The 16,794-nt window shown below is 71.0% G+C and carries 19 protein-coding genes and 2 pseudogenes; 9 read left to right on the top strand and 12 right to left on the bottom strand.

Going from position 1 to position 16,794, the window contains the following annotated elements; genetic code table 11:
* Together EAO73_RS04235 and grpE are read right to left on the bottom strand one after the other, a co-directional pair.
* The coding region (locus tag EAO73_RS04235; RefSeq protein ID WP_147971375.1) for a DnaJ domain-containing protein at positions 1–273 on the bottom strand (273 nt) is incomplete at its 3' end.
* Positions 274–405: 132 nt separating this feature from the next.
* Positions 406–648 (bottom strand): annotated as a pseudogene (gene grpE / locus EAO73_RS04230) (nucleotide exchange factor GrpE); the annotation flags it as partial.
* 68 nt (positions 649–716) lie between these two features.
* Here grpE and EAO73_RS37075 point away from each other — a divergent pair.
* A complete protein-coding gene (locus EAO73_RS37075) occupies positions 717–848 on the top strand; it encodes a hypothetical protein (RefSeq protein ID WP_263576292.1) in 132 nt (43 codons plus the stop codon).
* Positions 849–911: 63 nt separating this feature from the next.
* On the opposite strand, the gene EAO73_RS04220 is transcribed toward EAO73_RS37075, so the two are convergent.
* On the bottom strand, positions 912–1,898 hold the full coding sequence (locus EAO73_RS04220; RefSeq protein ID WP_147970157.1) for a helix-turn-helix transcriptional regulator: 987 nt from the start codon (positions 1,896–1,898) through the stop codon (positions 912–914).
* Between the two features lie 189 nt (positions 1,899–2,087).
* Positions 2,088–3,323 carry an MFS transporter gene (locus EAO73_RS04215; RefSeq protein ID WP_147970156.1) on the bottom strand — a complete coding sequence of 412 codons (1,236 nt, stop codon included), beginning with the start codon at positions 3,321–3,323 and terminating at the stop codon, positions 2,088–2,090.
* Positions 3,324–3,429: 106 nt separating this feature from the next.
* Here EAO73_RS04215 and EAO73_RS04210 point away from each other — a divergent pair, with 106 nt between their 5' ends.
* The 3 genes from EAO73_RS04210 to EAO73_RS04200 all read left to right on the top strand — a co-directional run bounded on the left by EAO73_RS04210 (position 3,430) and on the right by EAO73_RS04200 (position 6,722).
* Positions 3,430–3,789, top strand: a complete 360-nt coding sequence (locus EAO73_RS04210) for an ArsR/SmtB family transcription factor (RefSeq protein ID WP_147970155.1) — start codon at positions 3,430–3,432, stop codon at positions 3,787–3,789.
* A 211-nt stretch (positions 3,790–4,000) separates the two neighbouring features.
* Positions 4,001–5,818: a hypothetical protein gene (locus EAO73_RS04205; protein ID WP_147970154.1), complete on the top strand. Its 1,818-nt coding sequence runs from the start codon at positions 4,001–4,003 to the stop codon at positions 5,816–5,818.
* Between the two features lie 10 nt (positions 5,819–5,828).
* Positions 5,829–6,722, top strand: a complete 894-nt coding sequence (locus tag EAO73_RS04200) for a hypothetical protein (RefSeq protein ID WP_147970153.1) — start codon at positions 5,829–5,831, stop codon at positions 6,720–6,722.
* 30 nt (positions 6,723–6,752) lie between these two features.
* Here EAO73_RS04200 and EAO73_RS04195 read toward each other — a convergent pair whose 3' ends face one another.
* A complete protein-coding gene (locus tag EAO73_RS04195) occupies positions 6,753–7,856 on the bottom strand; it encodes a hypothetical protein (protein ID WP_147970152.1) in 1,104 nt (367 codons plus the stop codon).
* Positions 7,857–8,351: 495 nt separating this feature from the next.
* Here EAO73_RS04195 and EAO73_RS04190 point away from each other — a divergent pair, with 495 nt between their 5' ends.
* Entirely contained in the window at positions 8,352–8,591 is a 240-nt protein-coding gene (locus EAO73_RS04190) for a hypothetical protein (RefSeq protein ID WP_147970151.1), read from the top strand.
* A 42-nt stretch (positions 8,592–8,633) separates the two neighbouring features.
* On the opposite strand, the gene EAO73_RS04185 is transcribed toward EAO73_RS04190, so the two are convergent.
* Positions 8,634–8,867 (bottom strand): hypothetical protein, encoded by a 234-nt coding sequence (locus EAO73_RS04185; RefSeq protein WP_191134026.1) that lies wholly within the window; start codon positions 8,865–8,867, stop codon positions 8,634–8,636.
* Positions 8,824–8,937: pseudogene (locus EAO73_RS04180) on the bottom strand (NAD(P)-binding domain-containing protein); the annotation flags it as partial. The pseudogene EAO73_RS04180 and the gene EAO73_RS04185, both read right to left, overlap by 44 nt.
* 77 nt (positions 8,938–9,014) lie before the next feature.
* On the opposite strand from EAO73_RS04180, the gene EAO73_RS04175 reads away from it, so the two are divergent.
* On the top strand, positions 9,015–9,371 hold the full coding sequence (locus EAO73_RS04175) for a winged helix-turn-helix transcriptional regulator (protein WP_147970150.1): 357 nt from the start codon (positions 9,015–9,017) through the stop codon (positions 9,369–9,371).
* Positions 9,372–9,383: 12 nt separating this feature from the next.
* Here EAO73_RS04175 and EAO73_RS04170 read toward each other — a convergent pair whose 3' ends face one another.
* The 4 genes from EAO73_RS04170 to EAO73_RS04155 all read right to left on the bottom strand — a co-directional run bounded on the left by EAO73_RS04170 (position 9,384) and on the right by EAO73_RS04155 (position 12,612).
* Positions 9,384–10,178 carry an SDR family NAD(P)-dependent oxidoreductase gene (locus EAO73_RS04170; RefSeq protein ID WP_147970149.1) on the bottom strand — a complete coding sequence of 265 codons (795 nt, stop codon included), beginning with the start codon at positions 10,176–10,178 and terminating at the stop codon, positions 9,384–9,386.
* Between the two features lie 95 nt (positions 10,179–10,273).
* Positions 10,274–11,098: an aldo/keto reductase gene (locus EAO73_RS04165; protein WP_147970148.1), complete on the bottom strand. Its 825-nt coding sequence runs from the start codon at positions 11,096–11,098 to the stop codon at positions 10,274–10,276.
* A gap of 198 nt (positions 11,099–11,296) precedes the next feature.
* Positions 11,297–11,809 (bottom strand): NUDIX hydrolase, encoded by a 513-nt coding sequence (locus tag EAO73_RS04160; RefSeq protein WP_147970147.1) that lies wholly within the window; start codon positions 11,807–11,809, stop codon positions 11,297–11,299.
* A gap of 23 nt (positions 11,810–11,832) precedes the next feature.
* Positions 11,833–12,612: an NAD(P)H-dependent oxidoreductase gene (locus EAO73_RS04155; protein ID WP_147970146.1), complete on the bottom strand. Its 780-nt coding sequence runs from the start codon at positions 12,610–12,612 to the stop codon at positions 11,833–11,835.
* Between the two features lie 139 nt (positions 12,613–12,751).
* Here EAO73_RS04155 and EAO73_RS04150 point away from each other — a divergent pair, with 139 nt between their 5' ends.
* The gene (locus EAO73_RS04150) at positions 12,752–13,612 is read left to right on the top strand and encodes a helix-turn-helix transcriptional regulator (protein ID WP_147970145.1); all 861 of its coding nucleotides are present in this window, start codon (positions 12,752–12,754) and stop codon (positions 13,610–13,612) included.
* 32 nt (positions 13,613–13,644) lie between these two features.
* On the opposite strand, the gene EAO73_RS04145 is transcribed toward EAO73_RS04150, so the two are convergent.
* Positions 13,645–14,583 carry an aldo/keto reductase gene (locus EAO73_RS04145; RefSeq protein WP_147970144.1) on the bottom strand — a complete coding sequence of 313 codons (939 nt, stop codon included), beginning with the start codon at positions 14,581–14,583 and terminating at the stop codon, positions 13,645–13,647.
* Between the two features lie 190 nt (positions 14,584–14,773).
* Between EAO73_RS04145 and EAO73_RS04140 the strand changes: the two genes are divergently transcribed.
* Together EAO73_RS04140 and EAO73_RS04135 are read left to right on the top strand one after the other, a co-directional pair.
* On the top strand, positions 14,774–15,574 hold the full coding sequence (locus tag EAO73_RS04140; protein WP_147970143.1) for a GNAT family N-acetyltransferase: 801 nt from the start codon (positions 14,774–14,776) through the stop codon (positions 15,572–15,574).
* A gap of 159 nt (positions 15,575–15,733) precedes the next feature.
* Positions 15,734–16,794: hypothetical protein (locus EAO73_RS04135; protein ID WP_147971374.1), on the top strand; the 1,061-nt coding region annotated here is incomplete at its 3' end.

Below are 16,794 nucleotides of genomic sequence, written 5' to 3'. Positions count from 1 at the left end.
CTGGGCGCCGCCGGGCCCGGCGCGGAAGCCGCCGTTGCCGAAGAGGGCGCGCGCCTCGTCGTACTCCTTGCGCTTATTGGCGTCGCCGAGGACGTCATTCGCCTCGGAGATCTCCTTGAAACGCTCCTCCGCCTTGTCGTCGCCCTTGTTGGCGTCCGGATGGAACTCGCGGGCGAGCTTCCGGTACGCCTTCTTGATCTCGGCGTCGGTGGCGTCCTTGGGGACGCCGAGAACCTTGTAGTAGTCCTTCTCGACGAAGTCCTTCGTACTCATCGACGTCCCTCCTTCCGGACGACCGGCCGGGAGCCTCCCGTCCGGCCGGTGCCGGGCCCGCAGGCCCTGGCACCGGCCGGACGGGAGGTCCTGGTGGCCGGACGGTGTGCTGCCAGGTGATCGGACAGGATGTCAGACCTCCTCGCCGCCACCGCTCTCCTCGTCGTCTGTCTTCTCTTCCTTCGCGGCCACGGGAGCCGCCCCCGGCTGGGGCTCGGCGACCGCGACCCGCGCGGGACGGATGGTGCGCTCGCCGATCCGGTAGCCGGGCTGCAGGATCGCCACGCAGGTCGTCTCCGTGACGTCCGGCGCGTAGCTGTGCATCAGGGCCTCGTGGACCGTCGGGTCGAAGGGCTCGCCCTCCTTGCCGAACTGCCCCCAAGCAGAAGACGCAGTCCCCCGCCGAGCCCCCCACCCGCCTGCCGTCGACCGACGCCTACACCTTGGCGAGCCTGATCATCGCCGAGCTGGACGTCCCGTCCCGGAGGAAGCTGACGGAGCTGCTCGTGGACTTCAAGATCGAGGAGTCGAAGCGGATGAGGGCGGAGAAGACCCCGGCGGTCGACGCCGAGTAGCCGCCCCTGGGGGCAGGCGGAGGATTATTACGCCGTAATAATCCTCCGCCTGCCCCTCGATTATTACGGCGTAATACCGGGGGAGCGGTCCGCGTAATGGGCGGCGAGCGTGACGGCACGCTTGTGCAGCACCGCACGCAGCGACGCGGGGGACAGGACCTCGGCATCGGTCCCGAACCGCCACAGCGCCCACTCCGCATGGCGCAGATCCTGGAACGTCACGGCCAGCCGCAGCCGCCCGTCCTCCTCGGACTCCGCCGCCCGCACGGCCACCACGGTACGCAGCAGCTCCTCCCGCCGCTCCGGGTTCACCCGCACCGACACGGCGACAGGGTCCCCGGACAGGAACTGCGCGCAGCGCTCCTTCCAGGCCCGCTCCAGATCCACCGCGTCCGGCCGCTCGGCCGCCTCCGGAAGCTCCTCGGCCGCCCGCACCCGCGACAGCCGGTACGTGCGGTCCTGTCCCGCTCGCAGCGCCAGTAGGTACCCCCGCTCCCGGACCGTCACCAGCCCCACCGGATCCACGGTGCGCCACCGCGGCGACTGGCCCGCGGCCACGTACTCGATACGCAGCTTGTGCCCGGCGAGCACCGCCCGCCGGATCTCGGTCATCACCGCGCCGGGCACCTCATCGGTGACCACCGGACGCGAGAGCAGATCGGTCTCCGGCTCGACGAGGAACCGCCGGGCCGCGTCGCCCGCGGTGGCCGGGTGGCCCGGCGGCAACGCGTCCACCACCTTGCGCATGGCCGACGCGAGCGCCGCCCCCAGCCCGAACGCCTGCCCGCCGCGCCCCGACCCGGCGGCCAGCAGGGCGAGGGCCTCGTCGTGGTTCAGCCCGGTCAGCTCGGTCCGGAAGCCGGGCAGCAAAACGAAGCCGCCGTGCCGCCCGCGCTCGGCGTAGACCGGGACCCCCGCCGCGGACAGCGCCTCGATATCGCGCAGGACGGTGCGGGTGGACACCTCCAGCTCACGGGCCAGGGCACTCGCGGTCAGCCGCCCGCGCTGCCGCAGCAACAACACGAGCGAGACCAGCCGATCGGCGCGCATACGACGACCCTAGCGGCCGCAGCACGCGCAGTATTACGCCGTAATAATGCGCACCCCGGACCCCGTCCGGAGCGCGCGGCGGCCGGCATTATTACGGCGTAATACTGCGCCACCGGCCCCTGCGCGGAGGGCCCGGCGCTCGGCATTATTACGGCGTAATAATGCGCGGCCGCCGGGGGAGTGCCCGCCTCACGGGCGGACGAGGCCACGACGGCCGACCAGGACCACCGCCCCGCCCGCGCCCGCGAGCGCCGCGAGGACGACGCCGAACACCGTGGCCGCACCGGTCAGCCCCACGCCGTCGCTGAGGTAGCCGACGGACACGGGCAGCAGCCCCGCCGGGACGTACCCGCCCACGTTGAGCGCGGCGTTGGCCTCCGCGAGGCGCCGGGGCGGGACGCTCGAGTTGAGCAGCGACAGACCCCCGAGCTGCCCCATCCCCTGCCCCGCGCCGGCCAGCAGCGCGGCGGCGACGAGCACAGGCACCGACGAGGTGTGCACGGCGACGATCAGCGCGACCATGCTCAGCACGGTGCTCACGGCCCCGGCGGACAGGATCGAGGGCCGGGCGAGGCGCTGGACGGCGAACTGCACGCCGGTCGAGGTGAGGAACATGGCGAAGGCCATGGCCCCGGCGACGATCCGGCTCGTCGTCCCGAGCAGCCCCGACAGGAGGGAGGGGCCGAGCGAGAGCACGAATGAGGTGGCGGTGATACCCGGTGCGAACACGGCGATTCCCAGCCGGAGTTGCCGGCGGCTGTCGCGAGGCACGCCGGGCACGCGCACCCAGGCCCCCCGCACCGGAGCCCCGGGCCGCCGAAGCGGCATCCGCAGCACGGCGGCCACGGCGGTCAGCAGCAGCACGGCCTCGACGACGAAGACGGTGACGGTCGGCGCGGGCAGCGTCTCGGAGAAGACTCCGGCCAGCAGCGGCCCGAGCCCCGCCCCGAAGACCATCGCGCAGGAGGCGAGCAGGGCGGCGAGGCCCCGGCGGCCCGGACCGGCCACATCGGTGACCGCGGCCATGCCGGCCGAGACGACGGCGCCGACGGCGATCCCGGCGAAGAACCGTGCCACGATCAGCGCGGCCACCGTGGTGGCGGTGGCGAAGACCAGGCAGGCGATCAGGGCGAGGCCCAGGGCGGGCAGCAGCACGGGCTTGCGCCCGAGCCGGTCGGAGGCCACGCCGGACACCAGCAGCGAGCCCAGCAGCCCGACGATGTAGCACGCGAACACCACGGTCAGCGTGCCCTTGGAGAACCCGATGTCCCGCTGCCACAGCACGTACAGCGGCGTCGCCGCATTGGAGAGCACGAACACGGCGGCGACCGGCCACGCGGCCAGCCAGACCCACCGCAGCGGGACATCGGCGCCCTTCCGCTCCCCAACAGCGCCCTGAACGCCCTCGACCCGAGTTCCGGACATGACTGTTCCTCCCCGACTCCCAGTAGTACGACTCAACTCGAACTTAGCATGCAGTACGATGAAATTCGTACAAGCGAGAGATCGACGACCAGAAGAGGAGGCACCCGTGCCCACGCCCACAGGCGCCGCAGCCACCGGCAGGCAACTCCCGCAGCCCCTGCCGGAACCGGCGGTCGAGGACCTGCGCCTGGAAACCGTCCTGAGCGCGCTCAGCGACCCCCTCCGCCTGACGATCGTCCGCAAACTCCTGCTGGAATCCGAGGAGTTCGACCATCCCTGCGGCTGGTTCGGCCTGGACCGCCCCAAGTCGTCGCTGACCCACCACTTCAAGGCCCTGCGGGAGGCCGGCATCACCCGCCAGCGCCAGTACGGCCTGGAGCGCCGCAGTCACGTACGCGTCGACGACCTCAGCACCCGCTTCCCGGGCCTCCTCGACCTGGTCGAGGCCTGGAACCCGGAGACGTGACAGGACGTCTGCCGACCGCCCCGTACGACTGAGTTGCTGCCTGCGGTCAACGGCGGGATCCTGGTGGCACAGGCCATTTCGAGAATCTCGCAATGCGCGATCGAAGGCCCGGTGAGTCGCAGGGAGTGCGCATCGCGCCGGCGGCCGGACCGCATCTGTTGCGGATCTCTTCCGGCAGGTCATCACCACCACCCGAATCGGGGTGTGCGTCATGATCGACGCCCGTACGCACGTCGTTGCCCTCTCGCAACAGCTCACCACCCTCGCTTCCGCACCCGTGGACCCCGCACTCGACGCAGCCCGCAACCAGCTCGTGGACGACTGCGCCGATCACCCCGCCCACGCGAGACTCGGCGCCCTGCTCGACCACCTCCTCGCGCACGCCGCGTCCGACGGCACCGAGGCCGACCTGCTCGAAGAAGCGGCGAAGATGTGGACGGACGGCCTCGCCCTCTACGCCGAGATCGGCAGAATCCGCGGCGAGATCGAGGCAACCCTGTCCGACCCGTCGAGCCCGGACGCCGCGTCCAGGTTCTGCGCGGCCACCCTGAGCCTGCGCCACGCCACGAGCGACGCCAGGGGCACGTTCGTCCGGATGGACAGCCTCGGCAAGCGCCTGCGGACCATGGCCCACATCCCGCGCCACCCCCGCCAGCAGGACGAACCCGTGTCCCAGTGGGGCTGGGGAGACGTCTACCTCGCCCGCAGGACCGACGCACTCGTACGGACCGCGTTCGGCGAAGCCGGCACGGGGGAGACCCGCGCCCTCGCCTTCGGCATCCTGTCCGGCTACTCGGCGAACGCCCTCGGGTCGGTCTACCTCACACAGGTTGTCGGCGGGCCCCGCCGCACCCACCGGCTCCGGGACCGCATCGCCCGCAACTCCGTCGGATCCTGGTGCGGCGAACAGTATCCGGACGTACGCAGCTGCCGGGGGATCGCGGACTCCCTGCACTTCGGCAACGCACCGGAGGCGACCCTGCCGGGCGAGACGGCCGACTTCCTCACCAGGACGCTGGAGGGCACGTACGACCTGTCGCAGCTGAGCCCCGTACCCGATCTGGCTGTGGGTTACGGACGCCTGGTCAGGCAGCTGGAACTCCTCGATACCTTCGTCCAGCCGCCCGCACCGGCCCTGCCCCCGGCCCCGTTCATCACGAAGATCTTCGCCGACCCCGCGCACCCACCGCAGGCGGCCGTCACCCCGGAGACAGCCACACCCTCGTACGCCCACGGGCCCGGCGTGAAACCCACCACCTACCACGGGTACGGCGGCGGGCAGGTGGGGCCACCGACAGCGACGGACAGCACCGCCGACAGCGAGAGCGCCTGCGGCAGCTTCTGCCTGGCCGTACTGGCCTTCCTCTGCTTCGCCGTCCTGCTCGGAGGCCCCTGCTGGGAGGAGTGGGGCAAGGGAAAGACCTGCACGTTCTGGGACAAGCACGTGGCGGAGAACTGGCGGAACGCGTTCACCACCGACCTCAGCCAGGCCGAGAAGGACGCACTGGCCTCGCAGAGCCAGCCCCTCACCGGCACCGGGTTCACCGCGGCCGCCGCAGTCCCCCAACTCGACCAGCTCGTATCCCAGTTGTACGACCTCCACGTACGCCTCTGGGAGGCCCTCGGCAAGGCGGGCGCCTTCCTGTCCGGCTGCGGCCTCATCTACCCCGACGGCCGGCTCGGCTACCCGCTGTACCACCAGTTCCTCGCCGTACCGAGCGACACCCTGCAGCCGCACCGCCCCGAGACGGACGACGTCCGCACGTTCTACCGGTATCCGCGGACCGAGATGGAGAACCCGGTCGACTACACGAAGACCGTCCCCGTCGGTGCCGCTCCGGGCATCGTCCTGACGGCCACCGGCCCCGACTGCGTACGCCGGTGGCAGGACATCGCCCAGGGCACACCCGGCGACAGGAACCTCGACCTCGACGCGGACCGGCACACGGCCCACCCGTGCTGGACCACCCGCGGCTCGATCGACGACGACCCGGTGGACGTGGACATCCTCGCCTACCAGGACCTGTGAGGACCCAGCCATGGACACCGATCGAGGCCGCAAGCAACAGCCGCACGAGGGCGGCAACGACCGCCCCTACCTCTACATCCACAGCTACCCGCCGCCCGACCTGCCCGACGTGGGGGAGGACGACGGCGAACGGCCCGTGCCCAACGGCGTCTGCTGGTACCTCTGTTCAGGGATCCAGCCGCTGACGGCGTTCCAGCCCGGCCAGGACCTGACCGCCCAGGTGGCCATCGGTAACTGGCAGGGCGGAAACAGCCCCTCGATGGCCTACGTCGGCCTGTGGTGGTCCACACCGGTCAGCGGGCCCGTCATCCCCGACCCCTCGAAGTTCATGGGCTTCTCACCCGTCGCGGTACCCCCGCACGGCGGCCGGGCCGAGACCACCCCCCTCACCGCCAGGATCCCGGCAAGCTCGGGCAACCACATCTGCCTCCTCGCCAAGGTCTGGCACCCCCTGGACAACGTCGCCGCCGGAGGCCTCGCGGACCCCGTCAACGACCGCCACTGGGCCCAGCACAACCTGGCCGTCCTGCCCGCCGCCCCCGCCGCACCCCAGCCCTTCACCTTCCTCGCGACCAACCCGACGGACGACGAAGCCGACTACCAGATCAGCGTCCGCCCCATGCCCCGGGAACTATGGGCCAACATCCCCAACGACGAACGCCTGCGCCCCGTGACCGCCTCCGCCTGGCTCTCCCTCAAGGACACGACCACCGGGGGAGAGGCCCAGGCCCAGAACGAACTGACCCACACACTCACACTCGCCCCGGGAGAACAACGCCCCCTGGAACTCCTGCTCGTCGTCACCGACGACCTGGGCAACGAATCCTTCGCCCCCTTCCAGATCGCCCAGTACCGCAACGAACGCCCGACCGGCGGCATAGCGGTGATCGTCCGAGCCACCTGAACACCCTTTGCCGCCGCAAGTGAGGGCGGTTCACCCGTTCCCCGCAGCGTTCTGCCGGCGCAGGTCCGCGTCGAAGGACTGCGAGGTCCCCTGCTTCCCGTACAACGCGAAGTATCCGAGGGACTTCCCTTCGCCGATACGGCTGGTGCTGTCCGCCGCGGCCTCGAAGGTGAGGGTGTCGTCGCCGTCCCGCATGATCACCGCGCCGAAATGGTTGTTCCACCGACCGGGCGCATCGCTCAGGTTCACGTAGTGGTTCTGGCCGACCGCGGGTTCGGCCCCTGCTTGCTGCAGCTCGCCCATCCTGGTGCCGAGCAGCCTCTGCGCGGCGGCCTGGCAGTCGTTGGGCATCGTGATGAGGAGGTCCTGCATCACACGCTCCGGCTCCCGGGAACCGGCGTACTCCATGACGATCACGCCGATGAGCCGCCCTGCGGTCTTCAGATAATCGACCGGGTCGAGCAGCGGGTTGACCGGGACGTTCGCGGCAGCCCACGTCGCGCCCTGGTTCTCCATCGCGAGTGCGAGCAGCCGCTGGTGCACACCGTTGACGCTCCCGTCGCTGGGGCGCCCCCTACCCGCCAGCCTGGCGACGTCCTGGAGGAGCAGTCCGAGCGCGGCAGGCGGCTGAACCACGCTCCGCCGGTAGGAGTCGAGCTTCGCCGCCCTGTCCTGCGCACTCTCACCCGCGAGGGGTTCGTGTTCGCTGTTCGCCCGTGCGGCCTCGGCCGCCTCCCTCGACGCGAAGACAGGCAGCACCCGATGCAGCACCCGGCCGCCGACCACCACCTCACGGCCCGCCTCGAGGCGGATGCGGACCTGCTCCGACGCGGCCAGCACCGTGTTCGCCGATGCGATCAACTCGGCTTCCGCGAAGGCCTCCTGGCGGCCCGAGACCGCGATCCTCCCGTTCTGCGAGATCCGGTCGTACGGCGCGGTGTCCGCGATGTCCCGCTCCCCGTCCGGCTCGGTGTAGCGCTGTACGAGGGCGCCGGTCAGCGCTCGAGAGACCGCCGCGTTGCCGAAGCTGCGCTGCATATCGGCCAGCCGGGGAACAGCGTCGGAGGCCCGCCTGCTCACCCCTGCCACCCGTTCGGGGAGCGCACTCTGCTGCGGCAGCCTCGCGTACGTCACGGCACCCACATTCCCGGCCGCCACCGAACGGCCCTCACCGTCAAGGTTCGGGCCCGGCAACCCGAGAAGAAAGGCCCCTTCGGGAAGACCAGGGGCAGCACCCCGTGCCCGCAAGGGCCGGGACGGTCGCACTCCTCACGTACATCGACGGAGCTCCCGCAACCGTCCGCGCGGGCCCCCGCCTTTGCGGCAGGGCCCAGGCTTGGCTCAGCGCCGGGGGCCGCCGCCTCGCGCATGCCCCAGCCCCCCAGTAGCAGATGACCGCAGCCAGCAGCCACAGCAGCCGCCCACCCCTTGCCCTACTGGTCGTATTTACCACCTTGGCTGATTCTGTATCAGGTCATTACTCATCAAGCGATATGGCTCATAGAGTTGCTATGCCATAAAACTTTGAGAAAGGATGTCTTGCGGTGTCTGTGACTGTATATATCGATATCGACTACAAGGGCAAGACCGCCAAGTCTTGAGGCAGGACGCCACAAGCTCGACCCGGCCATGAACGACTGCATCTCCTCCGTCCGCGACCTCGAAGGATGGACGGCCACGCTCTACGAGCACGCAGACTTCACGGGAGCCCAGGTCACCCTCTCCGCCGACATCCGCAAGGTGGAAGGCAACCTTCACGACAAGGCGTCTGCGATCGTCGTCGCCGAGCCGCAGAAGGACACCGACTACTATTTCGGTCCGGACAGCGGGGACAACTGGTTCTACTTCGAGGACAGCACGACCGTCTGACCCGACCGCACCCGGTAGGGAACCGGAACGGCCAGCCGACCGTTACGTCGCCCATTCCAGTCCGAGGTTGGTGAGGGTGGTGAGTTGGTTGTTGGTGAGTTTGTCGCGGCGGTTTTTGTGGTTGCTCAGGAACACGCCCAGGCGCACGGACGTCCCGTCGGGCAGCTGTTCGATGTGCTGTCGTCCGACGGTGGTCTTGCCTTCGCGTGTGATGTATTGCTGTAGGGCTTGTACGCCCCGCCCGCCCCGCGTCACGCCCCCCGACGACGATGTCATGCCCGGCCCGCACCCAGTGGGTGGCCAGCGCCTCCGCCATGTTCCCCGCGCCCAGTACGCCGATCCTCATCACGCATGTCCTTTCGATGGCGGCCCGTTCAGCCGTTCGCATCGACGCTAGAACGCGGCTCGGGCACCATCTGGTACGTGACCACCGACGCCTTCCTCGCCGACTGCCGCGCCCGCCTCGCCTTCGACCTGCTCTCCCACACGTGGAACGCCGTGGTGCTCTGGTCCCTGCGCGACGGCCCCCGCCGCCCGGTCGAACTGCGCGAGCACATCGGGTCGATCAGCCCAAAGGTGCTCACCGAGACACTGCGCCGCCTCCAGTACAACGGGCTTGTGTCCCGGCAGGCGTACCCCGGTTCCCCTCCGCATGTGGAGTACGAACTCACCGGTCTGGGGCGTACCTTGCTGGGACCCATCGACACCATCGGGGCGTGGGCCTTCGAGCACGGCGACGAGGTGATGGCGGCGCAGGACGCCCATGTGGACGAGGCGTAGCGGCCGGCGGGCTCAGGGCAGGATCGAGTCGACGTACCCGCCGTCGACGCGCAGGGCGCCGCCCGTGGTCGCGGAGGCGAGCGGCGACGCGAGGTAGACGACCATGTGCGCGATCTCTTCCGGTTCGATCAGGCGTTGCAGCAGCGACTGGGGGCGGTGCCTGACCATGAATGCGTGCTGTGCCTCGTCCCAGGGGAGGTCGGCGCCGACGAGTTCGCGGACGAAGTTCTCGACGCCGCCGGTGTGGGTGGGGCCGGCGATGACGGAGTTGACCGTGACTCCGGTACCGGCGGCGTCCTTGGCGAAGCCCCGGGACACGGCGAGCAGCGAGGTCTTCGTCATGCCGTAGTGGATCATCTCGGCGGGGATGACCACGGCCGAGTCGCTGGCGATGTTGAGGACGCGCCCCCAGCCCTGCTCCTTCATGGCCGGAAGGTAGGCGCGGATGAGGCGGACGGCGGAGAGGACGTTGACCTCGAAATAGCGGCGCCACTCCGCGTCGTCGATCTCCAGCGGGGCGGCGGACCCGAAGATGCCGAGGCTGTTGACCAGGATGTCGGCCGCCGGCACGGCCTGGAGCACGGCCGCCGTGCCGTCCTCGGTCGCGAGGTCGCCCGCCGCGCCGGTGACCTCGTCGTTGCCGGACGCGGCGCGTACGGCGTGGACGGCCTCGGCGACCCGTTCCTGGTTGCGGCCGTTGACGACGACGTGTGCCCCCGCGCGGGCCAGCCCTACGGCGATGGCCTCGCCGATGCCCTGGGTGGAGCCGGTGACCAGGGCGGTGCGGCCGGAGAGATCGATGTGCATGGCGGGTCCTCCTCGTGCCCGGGGCCGGTGGCGCTGCCCGCGCGGGCGGGTGGTCGTCGGCGGTGCCCGTCCGGCCGGACGGGCACCGCGCTGCGTCAGTTGAGGGTGTCGGGGTCCGGGCCGGTGCGCAGTCCCCGGTCGAGGGCGGCGATGTCGGCCAGGTCGGTGTCGGTGAGCTCGAATCCGAAGACGTCGAGGTTCTGCCGGATGCGGGCGGGCGTGACGGACTTGGGGATCACGATGTTGCCCGTCTGCAGGTGCCACCGCAGCACGACCTGCGCGGGGGTTACGCCGTTGGCCTGAGCGATCCGCGTGATCGCCGCGTCCTCCAGCACCGCGCCCTGGGCCAGCGGGCTCCATGCCTCGGTCGCGATGCCGTGCTCGGCGTGGAAGGCGCGCAGCTCCGTCTGCTGGAGGCCGGGGTGCAGCTCGACCTGGTTGACGGCGGGGACGGTGCCGGTGCGGTCCATGAGCCGCCGCAGATGGGGGACCTGGAAGTTGGAGACCCCGATGGCGCGGGCGCGGCCGTCGGCAAGGATCTTCTCCAGAGCCTTGTACGTCTCCACGTACAGGTCGCGGGCCGGGGTGGGCCAGTGGATGAGGTAGAGGTCGACGCTTTCCAGGCCCAGCCTGGCCAGGGAGGCGTCGAACGCGGCGAGGGTCTGGTCGTAGCCCTGGTCGGCGTTCCACAGCTTGGTGGTGACGAAGAGCTCCTCGCGCGGCACGCCGGAGTCGGCGATGGCCCGGCCGACACCGCGCTCGTTGCCGTAGACCGCGGCCGTGTCGATGCTGCGGTAGCCCGCTTCCAGGGCGTGGCCGACCGCGGCGGCGGTCTCGTCGTCGGGAACCTGGAAGACGCCGAAGCCGAGCTGGGGCATGCGTACGCCGTTGTTGAGGGCGATGTGGGGTACGGAAGTCATGGGGGTGTTCCTTTTCGTCTTCGCCGTCGTGCTGCGGCTCGGGCGGCGACCGGGGTCGCCGGCTCGCATACGTACATGCAAGCGCGCCTTACATGCATCGACAATACTTGCAGACGCGCACTAATGCAATCGACGACTTCCCGCGTTGGCACCCTTTCCCGTACCGCGCGGGCGACGACCGGGCTCAGGAGCCCGCGCTCACTCCGGATCGGCGTCCTCGTCGAAGTCCCCCAGATGCAGCGGTGCCCGGCCCGCGTCCGCGTAGGTGGCTGTGAGCAGGCCGGGCAGGAGGGTGGCCATCCCCTTCGGCCGGACGGTCTCGACGGTGCCTGCCAGTTCCGGCACGGTCCACCAGCGGTGCCCGTAGCGGGCCTCCTCCGTCTCCACGTTCATGGAGCGGACCTCGTCCGCCGTGACGCGGGCCAGGCGGTACTCCTCGTACTGGTCGTAGAACCGGCCGTCGACGCTGAAGAGCGTCTGCCGCGTCCAGGCGAGCGGGCCCAGCCGGTCGCCCTCGATCCTCAGGGCCGTCTCCTCCCAGGTCTCACGGACGGCGGCCTGTACGGGGCTCTCCCCCGGCTCGACGCCCCCACCGACGGTGAACCACCATCGCGCGCCCGGTCTGCGGGGGTCGCGGCCGCACAGCAGGAGCAGCCGGTCCTCCTCGTCGACCAGCAGGACCCGGGACGTCGACCGCTTCCTCCGCACCATGGACGCCGAGGGTAGCGCGGCCGTCACCCCCTCACATGGAGGCCGAAGCCCGTGCGGCCGGCCGGTTCCAGGCCCTCCTTGAGGTGGAGGGACGGGATCTCGTAGTCGCCGAAGTTCTGGCGGCGGAACGCGATCGGCTCGGTCGATTCCAGGGTGAGCAGGCGTTCTTCCCAGGCCTTGGCCACCTCCGGGTAGTCCGCTTCGGTCATCCGGTCGGTGCCGTGGAGGATGAACGGGGGCAGCACCTCCAGGCCGGGGTAGTACAGGATGCCGTGCTGGATCGGGAAGAGCAGGTCGTCGATGGGGCCGTTGATGCCCCGGGACGAGTAGTGGGACTCCAGGCCGCCGACGGTCACCGACAGCAGGGCCCGGCGGCCGGCGAGGGTGCCTTCACCGTAGCGCTCGCCGTACTTGGTCTCGTTGTGCTCGCCGACGCCGTACGCGAAGTGGAACGTGAACACGCGGTCCACCCAGCCCTTGAGGATGGCGGGCATCGAGTACCACCACAGCGGGAACTGGAAGATGACGGTGTCCGCCCACAGCAGCTTCTCCTGCTCGGCGCGCACGTCCGGGGTGAGCGTCCCGGCGTCGAAGGCGCGGCCCGAGTCACGGGCCACCTTCAGGGGGTTCGAGGCTTCGGGGCCGTAGTCCGCCGCGTCGACGACGGCCTTCCAGTTCATGGCGTACAGGTCGCTCACCCGCACCTCGTGCCCTGCGGCCTCCAGTGTCGAGACCGCGAGGTCCTTCAGCGAGCCGTTGAGGGACCGCGGCTCGGGGTGGGCGTGGACGATGAGCGTCTTCATGACGGGCTCCTTCGGATCGGATGCCTCGATCCTGGCCGCCCCGGCGCCCCTTGTTCAGGGGCGCCGCTTCCGTCGGACGGGACTTCCTGGTACCCGCAGGGCCACCCTCGCGCGGGGCGGGCGTAGCCATACTGGGGGCATGGACGATCTCGCGGGATTCCTGCGGACCCGGCGCGCCCGGGTCGACCCGGCCTCGGCCGGCATCTCCGCCGACAGCCGCCGCCGGGTCGACGGCCTGCGCCGCGAAGAGGTCGCGCACCTGTCCGGGGTCAGCGTCGACTACTACGTACGCCTGGAGCAGGGGCGCGCCACCCAGCCCTCCGAGCAGGTACTCGACGCACTCGCCCGCGTCCTCGGTCTGGACGACACCGAGCGCGAGCACCTGGACCGGCTCGCCCGGCAGCGCCGCCGGCAGGCGAAGGCGCCCGGCGGGCGGGTCCGGCCCGAGGTGCTCCGGGTCCTCGATCTGGTCATGGACGCCCCCGCGGTGCTCATGGACCACCGCATGGACATCCTCGCGGGCAACCGCCTCGCCCGGCTACTGTACGGCCGGCCGCTGCCGGGACTGAACACCGCCCGGCACCTGTTCCTGGAGGAGAACGAGCGCGGTCTGTACGCGGAGTGGGAGCAGTGCACCCTCGACGCGGTCGGCCATCTGCGGCTGGCCGCGGGCAAGTACCCGGACGACGCGCGGCTGGCCTCGCTCATCGGGGAGCTTTCGATGGGCAGCGACCGCTTCCGCCGGCTGTGGGCCCGCGCGGACGTGCGCGCCCGTACGCACGGGCGCAAGGTCTACCGGCACCCGCTGGTCGGGCTGCTGGAACTGCATCAGGAGAACTTCGCCCTCGCGGATGCGCCGGGCCGGGAGATGATCGTGCTGTCCGCCGCGCCCGGCAGCCCGGCCGCGGACGGACTGCGCCTGCTGGCCGGGCTGAGCGCGGACGCGGAGAGCGACGAGGCGCCCGCCCGGCCCCGCGCCCGCGAGGAACGCCCCCGCTGAGGGCCGTCCCTCAATTCCCGACGGGACACCCCTCAGCGCGCCGCCTCGAACCGCGCCAGGTGGTCGTCGCCGAGCCGGACGTCCCGGGCGGCAAGCGCCTCCTCGACGTGCTGGACGCGGCTCACGCCGACGATGGGGGCGATGCCCTGGTGGAGCAGCCAGGCCAGGACGACCTGGTTCTTCGTCGCGGAGACCTCCTCGGCCACCTCGTCCAGGACCGCCAGCACCCGCGAGGTGCCGGGGTGGTCGTAGATGTCCTGGAACGGCTTGTCCGGGCGGGTGTAGGAGCCCCACAGCAGGGAGCTGTACGCCCACACGTCGAGCCCCTCGGACGCGGCGAGGTCCAGGTCATCGGGGGTGAGGTGGCGGTGGCCGCCCTCGGCGAGCGGAGTCAGCGGGCGCGGCTGGACGAGTGAGTGGCGCAGTTGCAGAGCGGTCCAGGGCTCCGCGCCCTGCTCCCGGGCCAGCGAGCGGGCGCGCTCGACGCGCCAGGCGGTGTGGTTGGCCGCGCCGACCCGCAGGGCGACTCCCTTGGCGACGAGCTCGCCGAATGCCCCGACCGTCTCCTCCAGGGGCACGGTGCGGTCCTCGGCGTGCGCCCACAGCAGGTCGACGTGGTCGACGCCGAGGCGTTCCAGGCTCTCCTCCATGCCCGCGTGAATAGCGCGGGCGGAAAGACCTTCGGCGCTCTCGGGCCAGGAGTGCGGGACGAGCGGGTTCTGCCGGACCTTGGTCGCGATCCGCACGGAGTCGCGCGCACCGGGCCGGGCCCGGAGCCAGGCGCCGATCACGCGCTCGCTGGCGCCGCCGACACCGCTCGGGTCGGCCCAGAAGGAGTAGCAGTTCGCCGTGTCGAGCCAGTCGCCGCCGCCCGCGACGAAGGAGTCGAGGAGCGCGAAGGACGTGTCGGAGTCGACCTGCGTGCCGAAGCCCATGGTGCCCAGGACGATCTGGGGGTTCGTGTTGTTCATGTCCCTCATGCTCCGCGTTGAAGTGCGCTCCAGGTCAAGCCCGTTCTTCCGGCGCCGCCTCGAAAGGTGCACGGGTGCATGAATCACCCCCGTGGGCGGGCGGCACGGACCTAGGCTCCCGGTGACGGCGGGCGGAGGCCGTCCACGCCCGGACGACCCCTCGCGCCCGCCCGCTACCCGGGGAGCAGAGATGACGGATCTCGACGCATCGGTGGAGTCGATGGAACAACTCGCCGTGGCCTGGCGGGCCATGGTGCTGGACCGGGACGCCGGCGCGGACGTACGCGACCTGCCGGGGATCGCCGTGCGCTGGGCCGACTGCGGCTTCGCGTTCTGGAACTGCGTCACCCTGACCGAGGTCGGCGCGGACGCCCGGCTCGCCGAACGGCGCCTGGGCGAGGCTGCGGACATCATGCGGGCGAAGCGGCGGCCCGGCTTCCTCTGGGTCTTCGAAGACCTCCTCGACGCGGAGGCCCGCGCCTCTCTGGACGAGGCGGCCGGGCGGGCCGGGCTGACGTACGCCTTTCCAGGTACGGGCATGGCGGGCGACCTGTTCCCGCTTCCCGAACCGGCGCACCCGGAGCTGGACTTCGTACGCGTGAGCGAGGAGGAGCACCTGCTCGCCTACGCGGACCTCAACTCGCGCGCGTACGGGTTCCCCCTGGAGGCCGGCCGCGACGGGCTCGCCGGGTCCTCGCTGTGGAGGAGCGGGGTGCACGCCTACCTCGGGCTGCGGCAGGGCGAGCCGGTGACCTGTGCGGCGACCGTGGAGGCGGCGGGCCGGCTCTTCGTCGTGCTCGTCGCCACCGATCCGCAGTGGGAGCGCCGGGGGTACGGGGAGGCGGTGACGCGCAAGGCACTGTACGAGGGGGCCAGGGCCACCGGCCTCACGCGCGCGACCCTGCACGCGACGGCGGCGGGCGCTCCGGTGTATCCGCGCATCGGCTTCACCCCGAATTCGGCGATGCGGTTCTACGGGTTGCAGGCCTGAGGGGAAGGGCGCCGGGCCTGTCACAGAACCGTGGCATTCGGGGTCACAACCCCGGGCCCGGGTGGCCTGTCCAACTGTGTGGGACGACGGGCCGATCCACCCGTCGTCGGGGGAGGACGCGGCAATCCGCCGCGTCCACACACATCACGGGGGAACACCTTGAACACCACTGCGCGCAGCCTGCGTTCGTCCGCCGCGGTCCTCGCGGCCGGACTGCTGCTGTCCGTCACCGGAGCCGTCCTGGCCCCGGTCGCCCTGGCGGCGCCGGCCGGCACCGGCACGCCCGAGCTGGCCGTGTCCACCGCGGCACCCGCGGAGATCGGGCTGGGCGGTCTGCCGGTCGGCTTCACCACCACGGCGTCCAACACCGGCGCGGACGACACCTCGTCCGCTCGGCTGATCTACCGCATCGACGGCGGCGGCGGGCTGCCGGACAACGCCTTGAGCCTGGAGTACCGCCTCGACGGCACGGAATGGAAGAAGGTGCCGCTGAGCGCCATCGACGGCACCGTCTACGGTGGTGAGCTGCCCGAGCAGTTCCCGCTGGCCGCCGGAAAGTCGCGGACCGTCCAGCTCCGCCTCGGGCTCCCCATGGGCACCCCGCACCACGGCGACAGCAACGGCGGCACCGACCATGTGAAGCTGACGACGATGATCTCCTCCGGTGCGTCGGGGGCGGCGAACGACACCGATGTGGACCAGGTCTCGGTCGGCGGGCTGGACACCCACCTGTCGGGTGTCCCCGCTACCGCGACCGCCGGTGGCCCGGCGATCACCTTCAAGGCCACGGTCGACAACCCGACGGCATCGGCGTACGAGAACGTCACGGATGTCCTCCTGACGAACCGCTACACCACGGTGCAGGTACTGCGGTCGGGGAAGTGGGTCACTCTCAAGCCGGTGACCGAGAGTGACAACCCCGATGGGTACGAGTTCGACGTCATCGGTGCGGACGTCTCCCTCGATGCACACGCGAGCACGAGCGCGCAGGTCCGCGTGACCTATCGCAAGGACGCCCCGCTCGGGAAGACCACCCTGGGCCCGTGCGCGGTCGTCAACAAGGCGCCGGACATGCTGCGCGGCGTCATGAGCTGCGGCCCGGACGCCGACGTCACCGTGAAGGCCGCGCGCGCCTCCGGAACCACGACACCGAGCCCGTCGGCCACCGCGACCTCCTCCGCCTCCCCCGCCCCGGCGAACACCGGCGCGGCCTTCACGGT

Origin of the sequence: Streptomyces sp. col6, assembly GCF_008042035.1 — a bacterium.
Classification (GTDB): domain Bacteria; phylum Actinomycetota; class Actinomycetes; order Streptomycetales; family Streptomycetaceae; genus Streptomyces.
Note: the sequence above shows the minus strand (reverse complement) of the source record. Positions and strands in the feature narration are given on the sequence as shown.

What these genes read in the sequence shown, in the direction of transcription:
- EAO73_RS04140 (WP_147970143.1), top strand. Translation starts at nt 14,774, where the DNA reads ATGACGGATCTCGACGCATCGGTGGAGTCGATGGAACAACTCGCCGTG.
- EAO73_RS04215 (WP_147970156.1), bottom strand. Translation starts at nt 3,323, where the DNA reads ATGTCCGGAACTCGGGTCGAGGGCGTTCAGGGCGCTGTTGGGGAGCGG.
- EAO73_RS04185 (WP_191134026.1), bottom strand. Translation starts at nt 8,867, where the DNA reads ATGACATCGTCGTCGGGGGGCGTGACGCGGGGCGGGCGGGGCGTACAA.
- EAO73_RS04165 (WP_147970148.1), bottom strand. Translation starts at nt 11,098, where the DNA reads ATGACTTCCGTACCCCACATCGCCCTCAACAACGGCGTACGCATGCCC.
- EAO73_RS04160 (WP_147970147.1), bottom strand. Translation starts at nt 11,809, where the DNA reads ATGGTGCGGAGGAAGCGGTCGACGTCCCGGGTCCTGCTGGTCGACGAG.
- EAO73_RS04220 (WP_147970157.1), bottom strand. Translation starts at nt 1,898, where the DNA reads ATGCGCGCCGATCGGCTGGTCTCGCTCGTGTTGTTGCTGCGGCAGCGC.
- EAO73_RS04200 (WP_147970153.1), top strand. Translation starts at nt 5,829, where the DNA reads ATGGACACCGATCGAGGCCGCAAGCAACAGCCGCACGAGGGCGGCAAC.
- EAO73_RS04190 (WP_147970151.1), top strand. Translation starts at nt 8,352, where the DNA reads ATGAACGACTGCATCTCCTCCGTCCGCGACCTCGAAGGATGGACGGCC.
- EAO73_RS04205 (WP_147970154.1), top strand. Translation starts at nt 4,001, where the DNA reads ATGATCGACGCCCGTACGCACGTCGTTGCCCTCTCGCAACAGCTCACC.
- EAO73_RS04145 (WP_147970144.1), bottom strand. Translation starts at nt 14,583, where the DNA reads ATGAACAACACGAACCCCCAGATCGTCCTGGGCACCATGGGCTTCGGC.
- EAO73_RS04170 (WP_147970149.1), bottom strand. Translation starts at nt 10,178, where the DNA reads ATGCACATCGATCTCTCCGGCCGCACCGCCCTGGTCACCGGCTCCACC.
- EAO73_RS04155 (WP_147970146.1), bottom strand. Translation starts at nt 12,612, where the DNA reads ATGAAGACGCTCATCGTCCACGCCCACCCCGAGCCGCGGTCCCTCAAC.
- EAO73_RS04150 (WP_147970145.1), top strand. Translation starts at nt 12,752, where the DNA reads ATGGACGATCTCGCGGGATTCCTGCGGACCCGGCGCGCCCGGGTCGAC.